This is a genomic window from Lentzea sp. NPDC102401 (genome assembly GCF_044765805.1).
In the GTDB taxonomy this organism is placed as follows: domain Bacteria; phylum Actinomycetota; class Actinomycetes; order Mycobacteriales; family Pseudonocardiaceae; genus Lentzea; species Lentzea sokolovensis.
Genome location: NZ_JBIWKS010000007.1, coordinates 206,604 through 227,874, shown reverse-complemented (window position 1 = coordinate 227,874; position 21,271 = coordinate 206,604). Strand labels below are relative to the sequence as shown.

21 protein-coding genes are annotated in these 21,271 nt (G+C 69.0%); 13 read left to right on the top strand and 8 right to left on the bottom strand.

The features are described 5' to 3' along the window. Window positions 1-213: 213 nt before the first annotated feature. From ACIRG5_RS25325 to ACIRG5_RS25275, 11 genes are all read left to right on the top strand, one after another. Window positions 214-564 carry an ArsR/SmtB family transcription factor gene (locus ACIRG5_RS25325; RefSeq protein WP_402908658.1) on the top strand — a complete coding sequence of 117 codons (351 nt, stop codon included), beginning with the start codon at window positions 214-216 and terminating at the stop codon, window positions 562-564. Window positions 565-648: 84 nt separating this feature from the next. Next, complete coding sequence (locus tag ACIRG5_RS25320) at window positions 649-1,134, top strand: NADH-quinone oxidoreductase subunit B family protein (RefSeq protein ID WP_402908656.1); 486 nt, start codon at window positions 649-651, stop codon at window positions 1,132-1,134. Then, window positions 1,131-3,131: a proton-conducting transporter membrane subunit gene (locus ACIRG5_RS25315; RefSeq protein WP_402908654.1), complete on the top strand. Its 2,001-nt coding sequence runs from the start codon at window positions 1,131-1,133 to the stop codon at window positions 3,129-3,131. Before ACIRG5_RS25320 ends, ACIRG5_RS25315 begins: the two co-directional genes overlap by 4 nt. Next, window positions 3,128-4,075, top strand: coding sequence for a respiratory chain complex I subunit 1 family protein (locus ACIRG5_RS25310; protein WP_402908652.1), 948 nt, complete (start codon window positions 3,128-3,130; stop codon window positions 4,073-4,075). The genes ACIRG5_RS25315 and ACIRG5_RS25310 overlap by 4 nt, the downstream gene beginning before the upstream one ends. Window positions 4,076-4,086: 11 nt before the next feature. Beyond that, window positions 4,087-4,749 (top strand): hypothetical protein, encoded by a 663-nt coding sequence (locus ACIRG5_RS25305; RefSeq protein ID WP_402908650.1) that lies wholly within the window; start codon window positions 4,087-4,089, stop codon window positions 4,747-4,749. Next, window positions 4,749-6,203, top strand: coding sequence for a proton-conducting transporter membrane subunit (locus tag ACIRG5_RS25300; RefSeq protein ID WP_402908648.1), 1,455 nt, complete (start codon window positions 4,749-4,751; stop codon window positions 6,201-6,203). Before ACIRG5_RS25305 ends, ACIRG5_RS25300 begins: the two co-directional genes overlap by 1 nt. After that, the gene (locus ACIRG5_RS25295; protein ID WP_402908646.1) at window positions 6,200-7,684 is read left to right on the top strand and encodes a nickel-dependent hydrogenase large subunit; all 1,485 of its coding nucleotides are present in this window, start codon (window positions 6,200-6,202) and stop codon (window positions 7,682-7,684) included. Before ACIRG5_RS25300 ends, ACIRG5_RS25295 begins: the two co-directional genes overlap by 4 nt. Window positions 7,685-7,787: 103 nt before the next feature. Further along, on the top strand, window positions 7,788-7,994 hold the full coding sequence (locus ACIRG5_RS25290; RefSeq protein WP_402908644.1) for a hypothetical protein: 207 nt from the start codon (window positions 7,788-7,790) through the stop codon (window positions 7,992-7,994). Continuing rightward, the gene (locus ACIRG5_RS25285; protein ID WP_402908642.1) at window positions 7,991-8,332 is read left to right on the top strand and encodes an ArsR/SmtB family transcription factor; all 342 of its coding nucleotides are present in this window, start codon (window positions 7,991-7,993) and stop codon (window positions 8,330-8,332) included. The genes ACIRG5_RS25290 and ACIRG5_RS25285 overlap by 4 nt, the downstream gene beginning before the upstream one ends. Then, entirely contained in the window at window positions 8,329-9,093 is a 765-nt protein-coding gene (locus tag ACIRG5_RS25280; RefSeq protein ID WP_402908640.1) for a hypothetical protein, read from the top strand. Before ACIRG5_RS25285 ends, ACIRG5_RS25280 begins: the two co-directional genes overlap by 4 nt. Further along, window positions 9,090-10,910 carry a phosphoenolpyruvate carboxykinase (GTP) gene (locus tag ACIRG5_RS25275; RefSeq protein WP_402908638.1) on the top strand — a complete coding sequence of 607 codons (1,821 nt, stop codon included), beginning with the start codon at window positions 9,090-9,092 and terminating at the stop codon, window positions 10,908-10,910. The genes ACIRG5_RS25280 and ACIRG5_RS25275 overlap by 4 nt, the downstream gene beginning before the upstream one ends. A 95-nt stretch (window positions 10,911-11,005) precedes the next feature. On the opposite strand, the gene ACIRG5_RS25270 is transcribed toward ACIRG5_RS25275, so the two are convergent. The 3 genes from ACIRG5_RS25270 to ACIRG5_RS25260 all read right to left on the bottom strand — a co-directional run bounded on the left by ACIRG5_RS25270 (window position 11,006) and on the right by ACIRG5_RS25260 (window position 12,765). Continuing rightward, the gene (locus tag ACIRG5_RS25270; RefSeq protein WP_402908636.1) at window positions 11,006-11,767 is read right to left on the bottom strand and encodes a hypothetical protein; all 762 of its coding nucleotides are present in this window, start codon (window positions 11,765-11,767) and stop codon (window positions 11,006-11,008) included. A 3-nt stretch (window positions 11,768-11,770) separates the two neighbouring features. Further along, window positions 11,771-11,932: a hypothetical protein gene (locus tag ACIRG5_RS25265; protein WP_402908634.1), complete on the bottom strand. Its 162-nt coding sequence runs from the start codon at window positions 11,930-11,932 to the stop codon at window positions 11,771-11,773. Window positions 11,933-12,099: 167 nt separating this feature from the next. Next, window positions 12,100-12,765, bottom strand: a complete 666-nt coding sequence (locus ACIRG5_RS25260) for a CBS domain-containing protein (RefSeq protein ID WP_402908632.1) — start codon at window positions 12,763-12,765, stop codon at window positions 12,100-12,102. 158 nt (window positions 12,766-12,923) lie between these two features. On the opposite strand from ACIRG5_RS25260, the gene ACIRG5_RS25255 reads away from it, so the two are divergent. Both ACIRG5_RS25255 and ACIRG5_RS25250 read left to right on the top strand, forming a co-directional pair. Further along, window positions 12,924-13,286 carry an ArsR/SmtB family transcription factor gene (locus tag ACIRG5_RS25255; RefSeq protein WP_402908630.1) on the top strand — a complete coding sequence of 121 codons (363 nt, stop codon included), beginning with the start codon at window positions 12,924-12,926 and terminating at the stop codon, window positions 13,284-13,286. Between the two features lie 313 nt (window positions 13,287-13,599). After that, entirely contained in the window at window positions 13,600-15,342 is a 1,743-nt protein-coding gene (locus ACIRG5_RS25250; RefSeq protein WP_402908628.1) for a GAF domain-containing protein, read from the top strand. A gap of 103 nt (window positions 15,343-15,445) precedes the next feature. Here ACIRG5_RS25250 and ACIRG5_RS25245 read toward each other — a convergent pair whose 3' ends face one another. The 5 genes from ACIRG5_RS25245 to ACIRG5_RS25225 form a co-directional block, all read right to left on the bottom strand. Next, entirely contained in the window at window positions 15,446-16,324 is an 879-nt protein-coding gene (locus ACIRG5_RS25245) for a slipin family protein (RefSeq protein ID WP_402908626.1), read from the bottom strand. A gap of 496 nt (window positions 16,325-16,820) precedes the next feature. Beyond that, the gene (locus tag ACIRG5_RS25240; RefSeq protein ID WP_402908624.1) at window positions 16,821-19,124 is read right to left on the bottom strand and encodes a heavy metal translocating P-type ATPase; all 2,304 of its coding nucleotides are present in this window, start codon (window positions 19,122-19,124) and stop codon (window positions 16,821-16,823) included. Next, a complete protein-coding gene (locus tag ACIRG5_RS25235) occupies window positions 19,121-20,518 on the bottom strand; it encodes a multicopper oxidase family protein (protein ID WP_402908622.1) in 1,398 nt (465 codons plus the stop codon). The genes ACIRG5_RS25240 and ACIRG5_RS25235 overlap by 4 nt, the downstream gene beginning before the upstream one ends. After that, window positions 20,515-20,862, bottom strand: a complete 348-nt coding sequence (locus ACIRG5_RS25230; RefSeq protein WP_402908620.1) for a hypothetical protein — start codon at window positions 20,860-20,862, stop codon at window positions 20,515-20,517. Before ACIRG5_RS25230 ends, ACIRG5_RS25235 begins: the two co-directional genes overlap by 4 nt. Beyond that, window positions 20,852-21,061, bottom strand: coding sequence for a DUF2933 domain-containing protein (locus ACIRG5_RS25225; RefSeq protein WP_402908618.1), 210 nt, complete (start codon window positions 21,059-21,061; stop codon window positions 20,852-20,854). The genes ACIRG5_RS25230 and ACIRG5_RS25225 overlap by 11 nt, the downstream gene beginning before the upstream one ends. Window positions 21,062-21,271 lie beyond the last annotated feature (210 nt).

Here is a 21,271-nt window from a genome sequence, read left to right as displayed (position 1 = left end):
GGTGTTCGGCGATGCCGGACACCCCTCGGACGACGGTGACCAGCCGCATGTTCGCCCGCGGTGTCAGCCGCACCGGCTCACAGCCCACCTCGATCAGAGAGAGCCGACAGCGTGTCGTGCTGCTTTGCGCACTTGCTAAGGTTGGCAATTACTGAACCTGTGTGCACCGTGTGCAGTCGCCGGTTCGGGTGTCGGCGAGGAGGGGGGCCACGGATGAGCACGCCGCTCTATCAGCTCAAGGCGGAGTTCTTCAAGACGCTGGGCCATCCGGCGCGGATCAGGGTGCTGGAGCTGCTCAGCGAGCGGGAGCACGCGGTCGCCGAGATGGTGGCGGAGGTGGGCATCGAGCCGGCGAACCTGTCGCAGCAGCTGGCGGTGTTGCGCCGGGCGGGCCTGGTGACCACCCGCAAGGCCGGGTCCACCGTCTATTACACGCTGACCAGCCCGCAGGTTGCCGAGCTGCTGGTCGTCGCGCGTCAGATCCTGTCCGGTGTGCTGTCCGGGCAGATCGAACTGCTCGCCGACCTGCACACGCCAGTCCCTCCTGTCCAGCGCAGCGGTTGAGCCCGCGGCCATCCCGCACCTGTCCCCCGGGGCGGGGTGGCCGCTTCCCCTTCGTCTGATCCGAACTCCTCGCGGGAGCACGATGTGCTGAAGTTGTGGCGCAAGATCCGCACCATCGGCCGGGTGGCCGAACCGGCACCGCCCCTGCCGACGGGCGAGCAGCCACCCGCCGCGGCTGTGCTGTCCGGGTCGGTACAGATCCGGCACGTGGACGCGGGCTCGTGCAACGGCTGCGAGGTGGAGATCGGCTCGGCGTTCGGGCCGGTGTACGACGGCGAGCGCTACGGGGCGCGGCTGGTGGCGTCACCTCGCCACGCCGATGCCCTGATGGTGACCGGTGTGGTCACCCGGAACATGGCCGAGCCGTTGCGGCGCACCTTCGACGCGGTCCCGGCACCGAAGCTGGTCGTGGCGGTCGGGGACTGTGCGCGCAACTGCGGCGTGTTCGCCGGTGCGTACGGAGTGGCCGGTGCGGTGCGCGACATCGTGCCGGTCGACCTGGAGATCGCGGGATGCCCGCCGCGACCAGAGGCGATCGTCGACGGACTGCGGAAGCTGACCGGCCGATGAACCTCGCGGCGACAGGCCTGGCGTGTGCCGTGGCCGTGGGTGTGCTGACCGCACTGGCAGCCTTGGTGGTGCCCGCGCGTTCGGCGGCGGTGGGCGCCGGGACGGTGCTGACCGGTGTGGCGGCGATGGTCGCCGGGATCGCGGCAACCGGTGGCGTGTCGTTCGCGATGGTGGCGCCTGCACTGCTACCGCTGTCCGGGGTGTCGTTCACGCTCGACGCACTGGGCGGGTTGTTCGTCGCGGTGACCGGGGCCGTCGCGGTGGCGGCCGGTGTGTACGGCATCTCCTACACCCGTGCACCGGATCTGCGGGCACGCGGTGTGCAGGCGGTGCTGCCGCTGTTCGTGGTGGCGATGGTGCTGGTGCCCGCGGCGGCCAGTGTGGGCACGTTCCTGGTGTGCTGGGAACTGATGGCCCTGTTCTCGCTGCTGCTGGTGGTGGCCGAGCATCGACGCCGACCGGAAGTGGCGTCGGCGGGCCGCTGGTACGCGGTGATGACCCACCTCGGGTTCGTGTCCGTCCTCATTGGACTGATGGTGTTCGTCGCGCATGCCGGGGACGACTCGTTCGCCGCGTTGCGGGAGGCCCGGCTGTCTGAGGGAGTCGCGGGGGTGGTGTTCGTGGTGACGCTGGCGGGGTTCGCGTCGAAGGCGGGCATCGTGCCGTTGCACGCGTGGCTGCCGCGGGCGCATCCGGAGGCGCCGAGTCACGTGTCGGCGTTGATGTCGGCGGCGATGGTCAACCTCGGGGTGTACGGGCTGGTGCGGGTCGGGTTCGACCTGCTCGGCGGTGGGGCGCGGTGGTGGTGGCTGCTGGTGCTCGCGCTGGGGGCGGTGTCGGCGGTGTACGGGATTCTGCAGGCCGCGATGAGCACCGACCTGAAGCGGCTGCTGGGGCAGTCGACGACGGAGAACATGGGGCTGGTGCTGGTCGGGATCGGCGCGGCCGGGATGTTCGCTTCCTCCGGCAACCGGGTGCTGGCCGGGCTGGCGCTGGTGGCGGCCTTGCTGCACGTGGTCGGGCATGCGGCGTTCAAGACGCTGTTGTTCCTCGCGGCGGGGTCGGTGCTGCACGCGACCGGGAGTCGTGATCTCGACGCGCTGGGCGGACTGCGGCCGGTGATGCCGGTGACGACGGCAGCGTTCGGCCTCGGCGCGCTGGCGGCGTCGGCGCTCCCGCCGGGCACGGCCTTCGTGTCGGAGTGGCTGCTGCTGCAGGCGTTGATCCACGGCCTGCCCTCCGGTGGGGTGGCGGCGGCGGTCGCGATGCCGGTGGCGGTGGCCGTAGTGGCGTTGACGGCGGGGCTGGCAGTGGCGACGTTCGTGAAGGCGTTCGGCGTCGGGTTCCTGGCCAAGCCGCGCAGCCCGGCCGCGGCGGAAGCGCACGAGAGTCCGGCCGGCATGCTGGCCGGCATGGGCCTCGCGGGCGTGGCGTGCGTGGTGCTGGCGTTGACGCCTGGGGTGGTGCTGCCCGCGATCACCGCCGCCGCCGGTGCCGCGGGTGACCCGGCGGTGTCAGGTGCGGTGACGGTGCGGCTGGCCGGGGTGACCGGCGCATTGTCGCCGCTGCTGCTCGGCCTCGCACTGGTCGTGGCCGTGGTCGCGGCGGCTGGTGTGGTGCGGGTGGTCGCGACACACCGGGTACGCCGGGTGGCGCGGTCGTGGGACTGCGGCGGTGGCCCGATGTCGGCACGGATGGAGTACACGGCGACGTCGTTCGCCGAGCCGTTGCAGCGGGTGTTCGACGACGTGGTGCAGCCCGAACTGGATGTGGACGTGTCCCATCACGCGGAGTCGCGATACCTCGTGCAGGCGGTGGAGTACCGGCGGAAGGTGCCGGACCGGATCGAACGGCGGCTCTACGAACCGGTGCTGAGGCTGGTCGCCGCGTGGGGCCAGGCCGGGCGCCGGCTGGCCACCGGGAGCGTGCACCGCTATCTCGGTTACGGCTTCTACAGCGTGTGCGGGCTGCTGATCCTGCTGGCGGTGACGCGGTGAGTGCGCTGGGCGTGGTCGGCGGGGTGGTGCAGCCGGTGCTGATCGTCGCTGGGTCACCGTTGCTGGTCGGGGTGATGCGGCAGGTCCGGGCCAGGATCGAGGGCCGTGCCGGGGCTGGTGCCTTGCAGCCGTGGCGGGATCTGCGCAAGTTGATGCGCAAGGAGCCGATCGCTCCGCGCGGCACCAGCGAGGTGTTCCGGTTCGCGCCGCTGGTGCTGGTGGCCACCACGCTGGTGGTCGTCGTGGTGGTGCCGTTCGTGACCACGGACTCGGCGGTGGATCCGGTGGCCGACCTGTTCGCGGTGGTGGCGCTGCTGGCACTGGGTGCGGTGGCGCTGGCGCTGGCGGGCCTGGACACCGGGACGGCGTTCGGCGGGATGGGCGCGAGCCGGGAGATGACGATCCTCGCGTTGGTGGAGCCGACGTTGCTGGTGGCGATCTTCGCGTTGTCGGTGCGAGTCGGCTCCACCAACCTGGGCGCGATCGTGTCCTCGACCCTGCACGACCCGGCGCGGGTGATCTCGCCGGCGAGTCTGCTGGCCGCGGTCGCGCTGATCGTGGTGATCGTGGCCGAGACCGGGCGGATTCCGGTGGACAACCCGTCCACGCACCTGGAGCTGACGATGGTGCACGAGGCGATGGTGCTGGAGTACGCGGGCCCCGACCTCGCGCTGATCGAACTGGCGTCGGCGATGCGGCTGTCGGTGTTCCTCGGGCTGCTGGCGAACCTGTTCCTGCCGTGGGGTGTCGCGACGACGGCCACTCCGATGGCGCTGCTGGCCGGCGTGCTGGCCCTGGTCGTGAAGGTCGGTCTGCTCGGTGCGGCGCTGGCCGCGGGCGAGGTGTTCCTGGCCAAGCTGCGGTTGTTCCGGGTGCCAGAGCTGCTGGCCGGCTCCTTCCTGCTCGCACTGTTGGCCGTCGCGGCCTCGTTCTTCTTGGCGTGAAAGAGGTTCCGGTGAACCAGACCCTGTACGAACAGCTGCTCAACCTGACTTGTGGTGGGCTGCTGCTGACCGCGGTGCTCGTGCTGTGGCGCCGTGAACTCGCGGTCATCATCCGGATGTTCGCGGTGCAGGGAGTCGCGCTGGCCGTGCTGGTGGCGGTGCTCGCGGCGCACGAGGGCGCCGCCGAGTTGTGGGTGGTCGCCGCCGGCGTGCTGGTCCTGCGCGCGGGCCTGCTGCCCTACCTGCTGCGCCGGGCCATGGCCGGTGCCGGTGAGGCGCAACGGGAAACCCGCCCGCTGGTGAACGTGGCGACCTCGTTGCTGGCCGCTGCCGCACTGGCCCTGCTCGCCTACGCGGTGTCACAGCCGCTGGTGACGCTCGCGCCATCGGCGGCGACCCGTGCGATCCCGGTCGCCGTGACGGTGGTGCTGATCGGGTTCTTCGTGCTGGTGACCCGACGCCGCGCCCTGTCACAGCTCGTCGGGTTCCTGCTGATGGACAACGGGATCACCGCGATCGGGTTCCTCACCACCGCCGGCGTCGGCCTGGCCGTCGAACTGGGGGTGTCGCTGGACGTGCTGCTGGCAGTGCTGGTCCTGCAGATCCTCACCTCCCGGATGCGGGAGACCTTCGGCGACACCGACCTCGACGAACTGCGGGAGTTGCGCGACTGATGACGCTGCTGGTTCCTGTCGTGCTGCCGGTGCTCGGCGCACTCGTCCATCTCGTCTTCGGGTGGCGCCGCGCCACCGCCTGGGTCAGCGCCCTCGGCTCCGGCCTGCTGCTCGCGGCCGCGGTCGTGCTCGCTGTCCACGTGACCCGCGCCGGTCCGCAGACCGCGGTCGCCGGGCTGCTGCGCGCCGACGCGCTGTCGGCGTTCATGCTCCTGGTCATCGCCACGGTCGCCGTGCTGGCCACCGCCGCCACACCTGCGTACCTGCGAGCCGAGATCACCGCAGGCAGAGCCACGGCCCGCACCGGCGCCCGGCACAGCCTGCTCGTGCAACTGTTCCTGGCCGCGATGGCACTGGCGGTGCTGGCAGCGAACCTCGGCGTGGTGTGGGTGGCGATCGAGGCGACCACCATCGTCACCGCGTTCCTGGTCGGGCAGCGCCGCACCCGCGCCGCGATCGAAGCGGCGTGGAAGTACGTGGTGATCTGCTCAACCGGGATCGCGCTGGCACTGATGGGCGCTGTCGTGCTCAACTTCGCCTCCGCCAACGCACCTGGTGCGGCTGGGCTGGATCTGGCCGCGCTCGCCGCCGGCGCGCACGGGTTGGATGCCGGTGTCACCCGGATCGCGGTCGTGCTGCTGATCCTCGGGTTCGGCACCAAGGCCGGGCTCGCGCCGTTGCACGCGTGGCTGCCCGACGCGCACTCACAGGCACCGGCGCCGGTGTCGGCGTTGATGTCAGGAGTGCTGTTGTCGGTGGCGTTCTACGCGATCCTGCGGGTCAAGGTGATCGCTGACGGCGCGCTGGGTGCCGGGTTCGCCCGCACGCTGTTGATCGTCATGGCCTTGGCATCGCTGATACTGGCCGCGTCGCTGCTCATCGGGATCCGCGACTACAAGCGGATGCTGGCCTATTCCAGCATCGAGCACCTCGGCCTGGTCGCGTTCGGCGCCGCGATCGGCAGCCCGCTCGCGCTGGCCGCGGCGCTGCTGCACGTACTCGGTCACGGCCTGGCCAAGGCGGTGCTGTTCCTCGGCGCCGGACAGGTCCTGCAGCTCACCGGCACCACTCGCGTCGACGGCGTTCGTGGCTTGATGGCCCGTCATCCCGTCCTGGCGGGAACCGTCGGTCTCGGTGTGCTCGCCTTGGTCGGGCTGCCACCGTTCAGCCTGTTCGCCAGCGAGCTCGGCATCGCCCGCGCCGGTTTCGCCGCCGGACTCGCGTGGCCGACCATCGTGGCGCTGGCGCTGGTCCTCGTGATCGCCGCCGCGCTGGTCACCCACGCAAGCCGGATGCTGCTCGGCACAGCACCCGCGGGCGCGCCCCCCGCCGCCTCCCCCACCCCGGTGGCGCTGTTGGCGGGACTGCTGGCCTGCGCCGCACTGGGCATCGCGGCGGGGCCGCTTCCGGTCCTGCTGGACTCGGCCACACACGTCCTGGTGGTGACACGATGATCAGAACCATCTCTCCCGATGAACTGCCCGAGCACGCCGTTTCCCTGCTGGAGCAGGGCTTCCGGCTCGCCCTCGCCGCGGGACACGACGACAGCGGCCACAGCGACACCGGCGGGCTGCGCGCGGTGTACCTGTTCATCGCGGCCGCCCCGGACCGGCGGGTCGAGCTGCACGTCCCGCTGGACCTCGACCATCCCGCGGTACCGAGCCTGGCCCGCCTGTCATTCCCGGCAGGACGGTTCGAACGCGAGATGCGCGACCTGTTCGGCATCGTGCCCACCGACCATCCGCTGCCACAGCGTCTGGTGCGCCACTTCCACTGGCCACAGGGCTGGTACCCGATGCTCGCCGCGGCCGGCGAGCCACCGCGGTTCGGTGACGTCGACGGCCCGTATCCCTTCCGGACGGTGGAAGGCCCTGGCGTGTACGAGATCCCGGTCGGACCGGTGCACGCCGGCATGATCGGCCCCGGCCACTTCCGGTTCTCCGTGGTCGGCGAGACCATCCTCAACCTCAAGGCCCGCCTCTGGTTCGTCCATCGTGGACTGGAAAAGCTGTTCCAGGGCCGCAGCCCCGAGGATGCGATCGAGCTGGCCGAACGCGTCAGCGGCGACACCACCGTCGGGCACACACTGGCTTTCTGCCTGGCCGTCGAGGACGCTCACCAGTTCACCGTGCCACCGGCCGCGCAACGGATCCGCGCGATCCTGCTGGAGCTGGAACGCCTCTACAACCACATCACCGACATCGGCGCACTGTGCAACGACGTCGCCTACGGCGTGCTCAACGCCCACGCCCAACGTGTACGCGAACAACTGCTGCGGATCAACGACCGCGTCACCGGCCACCGGCTGCTGCGCGGCGCCATCCACCCCGGCGGCGCCACCGTGACCGCGCTGCCCGACCCCGCGGAACTGGCCGCGATCGGCACTGACATCGCCGAGCTCGTCGACCTCGCCCTGTCCAACACCGTGGTCGCCGACCGCTTCACCGGCACCGCCGTGCTCACCGCGGTACAGGCCACCGACCTCGGCGCGGTGGGAGTGGTGGCCCGCGCCAGCGGCCTGAGCATCGACGCCCGCCACGACCACCCCTTCCTGTCCGCGCAGTTCCCCCGTACCACGCACACCCGCACCGACGGCGACGTGCTGTCCCGGTTCCTGGTGCGCGCCGAGGAGATCACCACCTCCATCGGCCTGATCACCAGCCTCGCCGACATGGTCGGCGACCGCCTCACCGCGACCGCACCGGTCACCACCGGCAACGGCCGATCCGGCGTCGGCATCGTCGAAGGCTGGCGCGGCACCGTCATCCACAGGATCGAACTCGCCGACGACGGCACCCTCAATCGCGTGAAGATCGTCGATCCCAGCTTCTTCAACTGGCCCGCGCTGCCGGTCGCCCTTGCCGACACGATCGTTCCCGACTTCCCGTTGACCAACAAGAGTTTCAACCTCTCCTACGCCGGCAACGACCTGTAGCGGTACGCCCGCGAGGTGTGCCTGACCTCGCACGCCGCAAGACTTGCGAAGTTTCTTAAGTGCGAACATGATGGAGTCCTCAGTCGAGGAGAGTGCAGGAGTGGTGGACATGTTCGAATCGACGTTGCGAAACAAGATCGCTGAGGCAGAGCGCACGCTGAGCGAGGCGCAGCTAGCAGGCCACGACTACGAGGTCCATCTGCACGGTGCCCGGATCCGTGATCTGCTCGACATGGCCGAGCGGCACGGCATCGACACCGATGGCTGGGTCAGCCCGGCGATCCTGGAGCCCTCAGGCCTTGGCCTGTGAGCGTGGTGGCGGCGCTGGACAACGCGAGGTCCGAACTGTTCCGCGCTCTCGGGCATCCGGTGCGCGTGCGGGTGCTCGAGCTGCTGCACGACGGGCCCAAAACCGTACGGCACCTGCTGGAGGCGACAGCGCTCGAAGGATCGGGGCTGTCCCACCAGCTCGCGGTGCTGCGCGGCACCGGCCTGGTCGTCGCACGGCGCGACGGCAACACGGTCGAGTACTCCCTGGGCGCGGCCGAGGTGGCGGCGTTGCTCCTCGCCGCCCGTGAGGTCGTGGCCGGTCTCGCTGCGGGGCAAGGACAGTTGCTGGCGGAGCTGCGTGTGGAGCACACCTGGTGACCGGACTCGATCAGCCCGCGCGCGTGGTCGCAGTGGTCGGCGGCATCAGCGCCACGTCGGCGGTACTGCGCCGGTATGCGGCCGTCATCGAGGAGACCGCCGGTCTGCCGACCCGTGTCATCGCGTCGGACTACGGCCTGCACGACGTCGCCTCCGACGTCGGTGCCGTCGTCCTGGTACGCACCGACCCTGAACGAGTGCAGCGGGTACGCGGTTCCCTCGTCGGTGTCCCAGTCGTCACCGACCAGGACACCACCGCGATCGCCCTGGCCGCGGCACTGCACACCACGCTGTCCCGCGCCGATCGCGCACCACAGTCCAGCCAGGTCGTGATCGCGGGTGCTCGCACGATGCCGGGATTGTGCCCGCTGGTGCTGGCGGCGGGGATCGGCTCCATCACCACCTGGAACCCTTCCGACGCCCTGGTGTTCCCGCTGCGGCGCATCGCCGCCGACGCGGATGTTGTGATCAATCTGGTGGGCGGCGGCGGGCGATTCGCCTGGCCGCGCCACGCCGTCCCGGCCGTGATCGTGCCCGACACGGGGCGCGACCCGTTGCTGGCCCTGCCGGGCCTGCTCCAGACACTCGTCCGGCATCCCGACACGCGATTGACCGTCGAGATGCAGCACGCCTGCGCGCTCGCCCTCGCGGCGGCCACCCCACCCGGCAACCAGCTTCCCCGCCAGGCCGACCACGCCCTCGTCACGCAGGTCGCCGACGCCGCGACCACGGCACTGCTCTCGCAAGGAGATCCACGATGACCACCGCCATCGCCACTGTTCCGGGCCTGAGCCCGGCGCCGACCGACCATCAGGGACTGCTGGGCTGGGTGTCCGAGGTCGCCACCCTGACCACCCCTGATCAGGTGGTGTGGTGCGACGGCTCCCCGCAGGAGTGGCGGATCCTGACCGACCAGCTGGTGGCCGCGGGGACGTTCGTGCGGCTGGAGAAGAAGCCCAACTCGTTCTGGTGCGCCTCGGACCCGGGCGATGTCGCCAGGGTCGAGGACCGCACCTACATCTGCTCGCAGGACGAGGGCGACGCGGGTCCCACGAACAACTGGATGGACCCGGTCGACATGAAGATCATCATGACCGAGCAGTACCGGGGAAGCATGGCCGGCCGGACGATGTACGTGATCCCGTTCTGCATGGGGCCGCTCAGCGCGGAGAAACCCATGCTGGGTGTGCAGATCACCGACTCCGCGTACGTGGTGGTCTCCATGCACATCATGACCCGCATGGGCAGCAAGGCCTTGGCGTTGTTCGACGACGACGCCGACTTCGTGCGCTGCCTGCACTCGGTCGGCGCCCCGCTCAAGCCCGGCGAGGCCGACGTGCCGTGGCCGTGCGACCAGACCAAGTACATCACCCAGTTCCCCGAGGAACGGATGATCTGGAGCTACGGCTCCGGCTACGGCGGCAACGCCCTGCTGGGCAAGAAGTGCTACTCGCTGCGCATCGCCTCGGTCATCGCCCGCCAGGAGGGCTGGCTGGCCGAGCACATGCTGATCCTCAAACTCACCTCACCGCAGGGCAAGGTCCACTTCGTCGCCGCCGGGTTTCCCAGCGCGTGCGGCAAGACCAACCTGGCCATGCTCGAACCCAGCATCCCCGGCTGGAAGGTCGAGACGCTCGGCGACGACATCGCCTGGATGCGGTTCGGCCAGGACGGCCGGCTGTACGCGGTGAATCCGGAGTTCGGGTTCTTCGGTGTCGCGCCGGGCACGGGCTGGAAGACCAACCCGAACGCGATGCGCACCCTCTACCAGGGCAACTCGATCTTCACCAACGTGGCGCTGACCGACGACGGCGACATCTGGTGGGAGGGCTACTCCGATGCACCGCCCGAGCATCTGACGACGTGGCGGAAGCAGGACTGGACCCTCGCCAGCGACGAGCTCACCTCCCACCCCAACTCCCGCTACTGCACGCCGATCGCGCAATGCCCCACCACCGCTCCCGAATGGGACGCCCCCCAGGGTGTGCCGATCTCGGCGATCTTCTTCGGTGGACGCCGGGCGACCACCATTCCCCTGGTCACCGAATCCCACGACTGGCAGCACGGCGTGTTCATGGGCGCCACGCTCTCGTCGGAGACCACGGCCGCCGCCACCGGCGAGGTCGGCGTGGTGCGTCGCGACCCGATGGCCATGCTGCCGTTCATCGGCTACCACGCCGGGGACTACTTCCAGCACTGGATCGACATGGGCAAACACGCCGACGCGAGCAAGCTGCCCAGAATCTTCTACGTCAACTGGTTCCGCCGCGGCGACGACGGCCGGTTCCTGTGGCCGGGGTTCGGCGAGAACGCCCGCGTGCTCCGGTGGGCCGTCGAGCGTCTGGAAGGCACGGCGTCGGCGGTGGAGACTCCCATCGGGTACGTGCCCACTCCGGACGGATTGGACCGGTATGGCACCGCCGTCCCGGTCGCGGACCTGCAATCCGCGCTCAAGGTCGACGCCGACGAGTGGCGCGCGGAGATCCCACTGATCGAACAGTGGTTCGCCACCATCGGCGACAAGCTGCCCACCGCGCTGCACGACGAGCTCGAAACCCTCAAGCACCGCCTGGACTGAACCCGTTGCCGGCCGGTGGTGGGTGGGCCACCACCGGCCGGCGACTGCCTGGCGAACCACTGTCGTGAGACCGCGGTGTGAGAACTTCCGTGCGCTCAGCCGCTGCTGGTGACGAGTGCTTCCCTCGCGGCTTCCGCGACGGCACGCACCAGCCTGGCGTCCGTCCTGCAGGGCAGCAACCGGTTCGACGGAGTCACCGACGCCACACCACGCGCACAGGCCAGATGCACCTCAGCCGGTATGACCCGAGCATCGGCGTCCAGCGCCGCGCTCAGCAGTCCAGGTAACGCCAGCAGTGCGGACACCCCGCCACGCCGGATGAGGGCGCCGCGCCCCAGGAGACGCACGGATCCCAGCAGATCGATCACCGCTGTCGCGCGCCCGGGATCGTGCCGATGATCGGCCGGACTCCACAGGGCGACATCGGTGAATCCCGCTGTGGCCAACAGTCGTCGCAGTCCGGGCAACAGATCCGCGCCGATGATCGTGACCCGGCACTCGCCCGGCGACGTTCCCGCCCGGCGTGCGACGGTGAGCACCGCGGCGGTCAGCACGACGGCTGTCATGTCCTGATCCGTCACCACGAGCCTGCCGCCGGCACCATCCGGAGCACGCTGCGCGGCACAGGCTCGAACAGGATCAGTGTGGGTGAGGAAGATCGCCCCGATCTCCTCCGGCAGCCGCCGCAGGGTCTCACCCAACTGCAGCTCGCCGTGTGTCGCCACCGGCACCACCACGGCGTCGAGGTCGGCCAGTGAGCGCAACGCCGCCGCCAGATCGCGCAGTTCCGGCAGGAGCGGTCCGCGGGCGTGCGACAGGTCGCTGCCGTCGCTGGCCACCGCCACCAACGCGGACACGGTTCAGTCCCCGCAGAGCAGCGGCCGGACTGCCGAATCGACCCATTCCGCCGTATCGACCTCGCTGCGCGTGGCGACGTCGAGCAGGTCCAGCAGCCGGGCCCGATGCCGCACGAACCCGTCGGTGTCACCGCCCTGGGAAGCCACGGTCAGCAACGTCCGCACCGGTCGACCTCACGCCGAAGCGTGGCCTCGAACCGACCCATCGCATGCTCCTCAGCCGGTCAGCAGGGAGCGGTCACCCCGCCCGCGTCGGGGGAAGAAGACGAGGTGACCGCAGCTTCGCAAGGCTCAGCGATTGCCGGTGTTGGCAACCTGTGAGGACGGCGGGCCTACAGGCCTGTGATCATCAGGTCGTCGACGTCGAAACTCAGGTTGTTGCGCACGGCGATCACCCCCGCCACCCCGTGCGCGATCCACTCGGCACGCTCGGTCGCACTGCGCAAGCACAACGCGCCGTCGAGGGTGACCACTCCGCCGGCCACACGCACGACCACCCGATGCTTCGTCGGCGCCGCCCCGAACAACTGCCGCTCGAGGTCGCCCCGGATCGCGTCGTCACCACGCAGGAACAACCGCAGCGCATCGCGCCGGGTCAGCAGTCCCACCAGAGTGCCCCGGTCGTTCACCACGCACAACGCGTCCATCCGTTCGCCCGCCAGCACCCGCAACGCCAGGCACAACGGCATGTCCTCGGCAACCATGACGGCAGGAGCGGTCATCAGATCCGCCGCACAACACCCGAAAGCCTTGTGCCACCGCGACCGGGCATGCGCGCCGGCCAGAATCGGAGGACTCTCGGCCCCACCGTGGAATTCGAGCTTAGCCGCAAGATCCACTTCAGAGACGAGGCCAACCGGGCGGCCCACCGCGTCGATCACCGGGACCACACTCACGTCAGCGGCGATCATCGCGCCGACGAGCTCCCGGAACGGCATGTCCGGCGCTGCGGCGAGAACTCGGCGGCTCATCACGTCGGCCGTGGTCGGTTCGGTCATGTTCGGCCTCCCACCTGTCGCACGCGAGACGACCCTTACTGCTGACTTACTAAGATTAGCAACTGCTAAACCATATTCACATGCATCCCGATTGGCGACAGTGGAGACCGACCAGGGAGGATCAGCACCATGACGACGAACGTCCGGACGGCACCGTGATGAGCAGGCCCCTGTATCAGCTCAAGGCCGAGTTCTTCAAAACCCTGGCCCACCCTGCCCGCATCCGGGTGCTCGAACTGCTCAGCCAACGCGAGCACTCGGTCGCCGAGATGCTGCCCGAAGTCGGCATCGAAGCGGCCAACCTCTCCCAGCACCTCGCCGTGCTGCGCCGCACCGGCCTGGTCGCCACCCGCAAGGAGGGCTCCAACGTCCACTACTCGCTGACCAGTCCGCACGTCGCCGAACTGCTCGCCGTCGCCCGGCAGATCCTCACCGGCGTCATCTCCGGCCAGATGGAGCTGCTCGACGGCCTGCGCACCCCCTCCGCCACAACGCCGGCCAGCCGCAAATCACGTCGCTGAAGCGCCGCGACCCGCAACGACAAGATCATGTACGCCCTGCTGGCACCATCGTGCTGGCCTCGGCACCACTGTGCTCGGCAACCGCGCACCACGCAGAGGGTGGGAGCGCGCCTGATTCGGCGCCGACCCGACCAGGTGAGGGACCAGCGAAGGGCCGCCCGCGAATCCGGCCACCTTTCACGAGGTCGCGCGGTATCGCCACCGAGGTTGTCGGCGTAGTTTCAGGGGGTGGCCGGGCGATCCGGCTTCATCTGATGTCAAGACGTTGGCCAGGACCCCGCTGACGCGCAAGGGTTGACGGGACGCGGATGCCATGTCGAACACCTTCAGTGCAACTGACGGCTCAAAAAGCCCACCCCAGGGTGGATTCCAGCTGCCGTTCGCCGACCTACCGCGGCTGGAGCTTGAGAAACTACTCGACGACGTCTCGGCGCGAGCACAGGACGTCCTTGCCACTCAAGGACGATTGCGGCAACTTCTGCACGCGCACGCGGTCGTGGCCAGCGACCTCAGTCTGCAAGCGGTGCTGCAACACATCGTGACCACGGCACGGGAGTTGGTGGAAGCCCGCTACGCGGCCCTCGGTGTGATCGGCGAGCACGGTCTGCTCGACGAGTTCGTCCACGTCGGCATGGACGAGGCCACGGTCGAACGAATCGGGCAACTACCGCACGGCCGCGGGATCCTGGGTCTGCTCACCAGCCACCCGGCCCCGGTGCGGCTCGCCGACCTGACCGCACACCCGGCCGCCACCGGGTTCCCGCCACATCATCCGGACATGGAGAGCTTTCTGGGCGTGCCGATCCGGATCCGCGACCGCGTCTTCGGCAACCTCTACCTGGCCGGAAGCGCGAACGGACAGTTCAGCGCCGAGGACGAACAGCTCACCGTCGCCCTGGCGGCGACCGCCGGGGTGGCCATCGACAACGCCCGGCTCTACCAGGAGTCCGAACAGCGCCATCGATGGCTGACCGCCTCGACCGAAGTGATCCAGCGGTTGTTCGCAGGGCAGGACGCGCATCCCCTCGACATGGTCCTGCGGGTCGCCCAGCAGACCGCGGACGCCGACTTCGCGACCCTGGCACTGGTCACCGAACCAGGGCAGTTGCAGATCCAGGCAACCAGCGGAGCCCTGACCGAGCAGATGCTCGTGGACATGGACATGAGCGTGGCCGGGCAGGTCGCCCAGTCCGGCACACCCGTGCTGATCACGGCCCCTTCAGGCGCGGATGGCGTCGATCCGCCGACGCGGATCGGGTCTGTCGTCGTGGTGCCGTTGCTGGCCGGTGACCAGATCATGGGAACGCTCAGCATGGGCAGGCTGGCCGGACGACGATCGTTCACCGGCGCGGACATGAACCACCTCGTCGGCTTCGCCGGCCATGCGGGAGTGGCGATGGAACTCGACCGGATCCACGCCGATCGGCAGATCCAGCTCATCAGCAACGACCACGACCGCATCGGCACAGCTATCAACAACCACGTCGTCCAGCAACTCTTCGCGGTCAGCCTCGGGCTGCAAGGTCTCATGGCGGCCAACAATCACCCCGTTTTCCGGAATCGCGTCAACAGCTACATCGGCGTTCTCGACACCACTATCAGCAGCATCCGCACCGCGGTCTACGGCGTCGACATCTCCCCGCACCTCACGCCCAGCCTTCAAGACCGGATCCTCGCCGCCATCGACGACCACACGCCGGCGCTCGGCTTCCCTGTGACGACCACCTTCCACGGGCAACTCCGTCGCCCCATGCCCGGCACACTCGCCGACGACATGGTCGCCGTCGTCCGCGAGGCGCTCACGACCGTTGCCGGTCACACCAACACCACGCGCGCCGAGCTCCGCGTCGACATCGACGGCGACTTGATCACCATCGAGAACATCGACAACGGCACGAACGCCGGACCACCCACACATGCCGACTCTCCGACCACGCCAGGCAGCCACATCGAACATCGCTCCAACAACCTGAAGCACACCACCACGTCCGACGGCGACACACGCCTCACCTGGACCGCCGTCATCCCTCGCCAGCCACCAAGCCCCGACTCGTGAAGGACACCGGTCGACCACACTCCACTGTGGACTGTGGCTGTTCGGTCAGCAACATCCCAATGCGCCCGGCCCAGGAAACAGGCCGGACGCGTCCACCCCGCCCCTACCGCGGGGCAGGGAGCGGTTCGCCGTTCGCCTGAGTTTCCTGCGCCTGTGGCGTGCCGAGCGACTGCATCGGGATGACGGTGGCCGGGACCCCGGTCTCAGGAACCGACGCGGCGGCGGACTCGCGCGCCAGGAAAGACCCGAGTTCACCGATGGTGCTCATGAGGGGCGCCGGGAACACCACCGTGGTGTTCTTGTCCACACCAAGCTCGACCAACGTCTGCAGGTTGCGCAGCTGCAACGCCAGCGGATGCGCCATCATCGTGTCCGACGCGTCGCCGAGCGCCGCCGCGGCCAGCGATTCACCCTCAGCGTTGATGATCTTCGCTCGCTTCTCCCGCTCGGCCTCGGCCTGCCTGGCCATCGCGCGCTTCATGCTGTCCGGCAACTGAATGTCCTTCAGCTCCACCAAAGTCACCTCCACACCCCACTCGACGGTGGTGATGTCGAGGATCTTGCGGATGTCGAGGTTGATCTTGTCGGTCTCCGACAAGGTCTGATCAAGGGTGTGCTGGCCGACGACCTTCCTCAGCGTGGTCTGAGCGATCTGGTCGATCGCGGAGTAGACGTTCTCGATCGCGACGACCGACTTCACCGCGTCCACCACCTTGAAGTACGCCACCGCGGAAACATCGACGCTGACGTTGTCCCTGGTGATGATCCCCTGCGACTGGATCGGCAGCGTGATGATCCGCAACGACACCCGGCGCATGACGTCCACCACCGGAATGATCAGCCGCAGACCCGGCATGCGCACCCCGCGCACCTGTCCCAGCCGGAACAACACGCCCTGCTCGTACTGCTTGACCACCTTCACCGACATGCCCAGCAACAGCACAACCACGGCGACGATGCCGACAATGATCCAACCAGTCATGATGACGCTCCGTTCGGATTCGATGAGACCGGCTACCGCCACGTCGATCTCACCGTCCCCACGATGCGCCCCCAGAGGTACCGACACCGCAGCCGAAGGTCCTCGCTCCCAGCGCCGTTCGGCCCGGCACGGTGACCGCGACCCCTCACGCTCACACGGCCACCTACCTGTCGCACCATTCGTTTGATCTTTCTGGTCGCCGTTCAGCCGCCTGGTCCGCGCCTTCTCGGCCCCGCTGGGCAACCGCGCACCCCGGCGTGGCTGGCCAACACCACTGGTCAGGGACCTGGCGTCGCCGAGCTGGCCGGCGCGAGAAGAGGCGGGCCAGTGCGGTCATCGCGGTCGGGCCCGGAGCGGGCACGATCTCGCAGCCGGCGATGCCCGAAGCGAGGCCAGTCGACGCCACGACGCTGGACAAGTCGCACGAATTGAGGCAGTCCGCGACCTGCACTCGTTCCATGGCCGACATCCTACGAAGCCGGACGTTGGTCTCCTGTCAGGATCTACCAAGCGAAGTAGTTGGTCGGTCGACGACCGCTGCAGGCAGCCGCAGTCGCTTGAGCGCCAATGCGTTCACCGCGACGATGAGACTCGAGCCGGACATCGACAGCGCGGCGATCTCCGGGCGGAGCATCAACCCGATGGCCGGCTCGAACACACCCGCGGCGATCGGCAGGGCGATGGTGTTGTAGCCGATGGCCCAGCCGAGGTTCTGCCGCATCTTGCGCAGCGTGCCGCGGCCAATGCGCAACGCGGTCGGGACGTCCAGCGGATCGGAGCGCATCAACACCACGTCAGCGGTCTCGATGGCCACGTCGGTGCCCGCGCCGATAGCGATGCCGAGGTCTGCTTGGGCCAGTGCCGGAGCGTCGTTGACGCCATCGCCCACCATCGCGACCTTGAGCCCGGACCGCTGCAGCTCAGCCACCTTTGCGGCTTTGTCTCCAGGCAACACCTCCGCGATGACGGTGTCGATGCCGAGCCGCGAGGCGATGCGTTCCGCGGTCGCCTGGTTGTCCCCGGTCAGCATGACGACCTCGACCCCGAGCTCGTGCAGCGCCTCGACGGCGGCCACCGACGTCTCCCGCAGTGCGTCCGCGATGCCGATCACGCCCGCGGCCACTCCGTCGACCGCGGCCAGCACGGCGGTGCGGCCGGTGGCGGCCAGTTCGTCCCGGCGTGCGGCCAGGGATCCGAGGTCGATGCCTTCCCGCTCCAGCAGACGCCGGTTGCCGACCACGACGCGCCGTCCGTTCACGTGGGCGATGGCGCCGTGCCCTGGCACGTTCTCGAACCGCTCGGCGCGCGCCCCGTCGAGGTCACCGGCGCGGCGAACGATGGCCTCGGCGAGCGGATGCTCGGACTCACGTTCGACCACCGCGACGATCCGCAGCAACTCGGCCTCGGCGAAGCCGTCCGCGATCACGTCGGTGACCTCGGGCTCGCCCTTGGTGAGCGTGCCGGTCTTGTCCATCACGACGACGTCGATGCGTGCCGAGACCTCCAGTGCCATCGCGTTCTTGAACAGCACACCGCGCTTGGCGCCGAGCCCGGTACCGACCATGATCGCGGTCGGCGTCGCGAGGCCGAGGGCATCCGGGCAGGTGATCACGACGACAGTGATCGCGAACAGCATCGCGGTCGCGAACGAGGCACCCGAGAGCAGCCACGCTCCCAACGTCAGCGCACCACCCACCAGTGCGACCAGCACCAGCCAGAACGCCGCCCGGTCGGCGAGCCGCTGCCCAGGTGCCTTGGAGTTCTGCGCCTCTTGGACGAGCTTGACGATCTGGGCCAGCGCGGTGTCCGAGCCGATCCTGGTCGCACGGACGCGCAGCGCGCCGTTGGCGTTGATCGTGGCACCGACGACCGCCGAACCGGGTGCTTTGTGCACCGGCAGGCTTTCGCCCGTGACCATCGACTCGTCGACCTCGGACTCGCCGTCCTCGACGACACCGTCCACCGCGATCTTCGCGCCCGGCCGCACCAGGAGCAGGTCGCCGACCGTGACGTCGGCTGTCGGCACCTCGACCGGCTCACCGTCGCGCAGGACAACGGCCTTGGGGGGTGCCAGGTTCAACAGGGCACGGATCGCATCGTTCGCGCCGCCGCGGGCACGCATCTCGAACCAGTGTCCCAACAGGACGAACGCGGCCAGTACCGTCGCGGCCTCGTAGAAGACCTCTCCCCCGCCGGTCAGCGTGATCACCGCGGAGTACAGCCAGCCCGCGCCGACCGCCACAGCGACGAGCACCATCATGTCGAGTGTCCTGGCGCGCAACGCGCGCCAGGCACCGTCGAAGAAGATCCAGCACGAGTAGAAGATCACCGGCAGGCTGAGCAACAGCGACCACACGTCCGCGCGCATCCCGAACGGTGTGGGCAGGTGCAACCTGAAGACATCGGTGCCGATCGGCGACCAGAGCACGATCGGGACGGAGAACAGCAGCGCCACCAGGAATCGGTTGCGCATGTCGGCGACCATCGCGGCCATCGACATACCGGCGTGCCCGCCGTGGCCCATCATCTCGTGCGGCGAGTGCTCGGCGCCCGGTTCCTCGGCCGGATCGCAGATGTGGTGTGGAACCGACTGACCGGCACAGTGGTAGCCGCAGTCGATCACCCACTGCCGCAGGTCCGCCACGGAGGTCATGGCCGGGTCGAAGTGCACGGTCGCCGTCTGCGCGGCCGGGTTGACTTCGACGTGGCTCACGCCGGCTTGCCTGCCCAGCTTGGCGTTGACGACGTTCTGCTCGGAGGCCCAGTGCAGTCCGCTGACGTCCAGCACCACGGTGTTCATCGAGCCTCCTCGTAACCAAGCGTGGTCATCATCCCTGCCTCGGCGTGGTAGGCGTTGTGACAGTGGACCATCCACTGACCTGGATTGTCTGCGTCGAACTCGCACGCCACCGTCTGGCCAGGCCGCACGATCACGGTGTCCTTGCGCGGTCCGTCGAGCTGGAAAGTGTGGCCGTGCAGGTGCATCGGGTGCCACATCATCGTGGTGTTCGCGAACTCCAGCCTGACTCGCTGTCCACTTCGGACACGCGCTGGGGTGAGGTCGCCCGTGCGGCCGTTGATGCCCCACTCGTAGCTCATCATTCCCCCGGTCAACGCCATCCGGTGTACCACGTCCGGCTTTCTCGCTGACAGCGGCGCTGTCGCCTTGAACTCGTCGTACGTCACGACCTTGCCGTCCAGCTCTGCGGGCCGCACGTCGGGAACGGCGCCGGAGCCGGTGCGCACGACAGCCTTCGCGGTCGCGTTCTTGCCTTCCGCGAGCGCCACGAGCGGAAACACGCCGTCCGCCAGAGTGGCGAGCACGTCGTAGCGCTCGCCCATACCGATCACCAGGGCGTCGGTTTCCACCGGAGTCACGGTGAAACCGTCGGTGTGGGTGACCGTCATGCGGTGTCCACTCAGTGCGACCCGGTACGCGGTGTCCGCGGCCGCGTTGATGAACCGGATCCGCACGCGGTGTCCAGGTTTCGCAGCAAACGTGACAGGTGCTGCCGCGACCCGGCCGTTGATCAGGTGGTGTGGATGAGGCACGTCCCCGCCGAGCCCGGTCATGCCGTGCATCGAGTGCCCGCCGCGCCGGCGCAGTCCGGCGAGCACCTCGTCCGGGTTCGTGCCGGCCCCGTCGAGCCAGTCGTCCAGCACGACCACCCACTCCGCGTCATAACCGCCGGGCTCGGCGGGGTCCTCGACGATCAGTGGCGCGTAGAGGCCGCGGTCGAGCTGGGTGCCGGTGTGCGGGTGGAACCAATACGTACCAGGCGTCGGCGCGACGAACCGGTAGGTGAAGTCCTCCCCCGGCTTGATCGCGACCTGCGTCACGGGAGGCGCGCCGTCCATGTCGTTGCGCAGGGCCAGTCCGTGCCAGTGGATCGACGTGTCCGCGGGCAGCCGGTTCACCAGCCGGGCCTCGACCAGGTCGCCCGCGCCGACGCGGATCTCCCTGCCGGGCAGAACGCCGTCGTAGGTCCATGTGTCGACCACCGGACCACCGAGATCGACCTGGCCTCTGGTCGCGGTCAGCGTGACCGCACGGGTGCGGCCGGTGCCACCGCGCGCCGACTCGGTGCGGCTCACCAGCGGATCGGTCGGCAGGACCAGCGGGTTGCCCGACGTGCACCCGGCCAGTCCGAGTGCGACGGTGCCGAGGAACGCCCGGCGGGTGAACGGGCTCATGTCGTCGACCTCCGGAAGAGCCTCGCGGCCAGTACCCCGAGCACGAGCAGCCATCCGAGGCCGAGCAGCAACGCCGGAGCCTCGTCGAAGTGCGCGGTCAGCCCGCCGTCGAGCAGCACTCGATCGGCGCCGTAGCCCGGCAGGAACCGGGCCCAGTCCGCCGGTTCGGCACGCAGCATCGGGCTTTGTGCGATGCCCACGTCCAGGAACGGCACCAGGAACGCGATCATCGCCCGCCAGTCCCGCTTGGTTCGCGGCTGGAAGAAGCTCATCGCGAAGACCACGAACAACACGATGTTCACCGCGACCAGTGGCCACAGCCCGTACGCGGCATCAGCCATCATGAGGGCCCGTGGTGTGGTGCTCGTGTTCCTGCTGATCAGATCCGCCGCCGTGGCCTCGCATCATGAACATCATCATCAGCGGGCAGGCCAGCACGAGCAGACCGAACAACATCGTCTGGAGTGGAACCCCGGCGAACAGAAGACCGACGATCACGATCGCGAGTGCGATCGCGTACAACCCGAGATGTTGACGTTTCATGACGTCCTCCCTTGCTACCTGGACGTCTTCGACCCTCGTCGCGTGAACCGACGATCATCAGAGCAACACGTCGCGACCAGCGGAATTCAAAGGTCCCGCTCGCGACGCGACGTAGGCCTCTACTACCCAGCTTAGGAGGAAACCGGCCGCGGCGAGCGCGTGGACGCACTGGGCGGCGAGCTCCGCCGGCGCGACATCCTCCCGGACGCC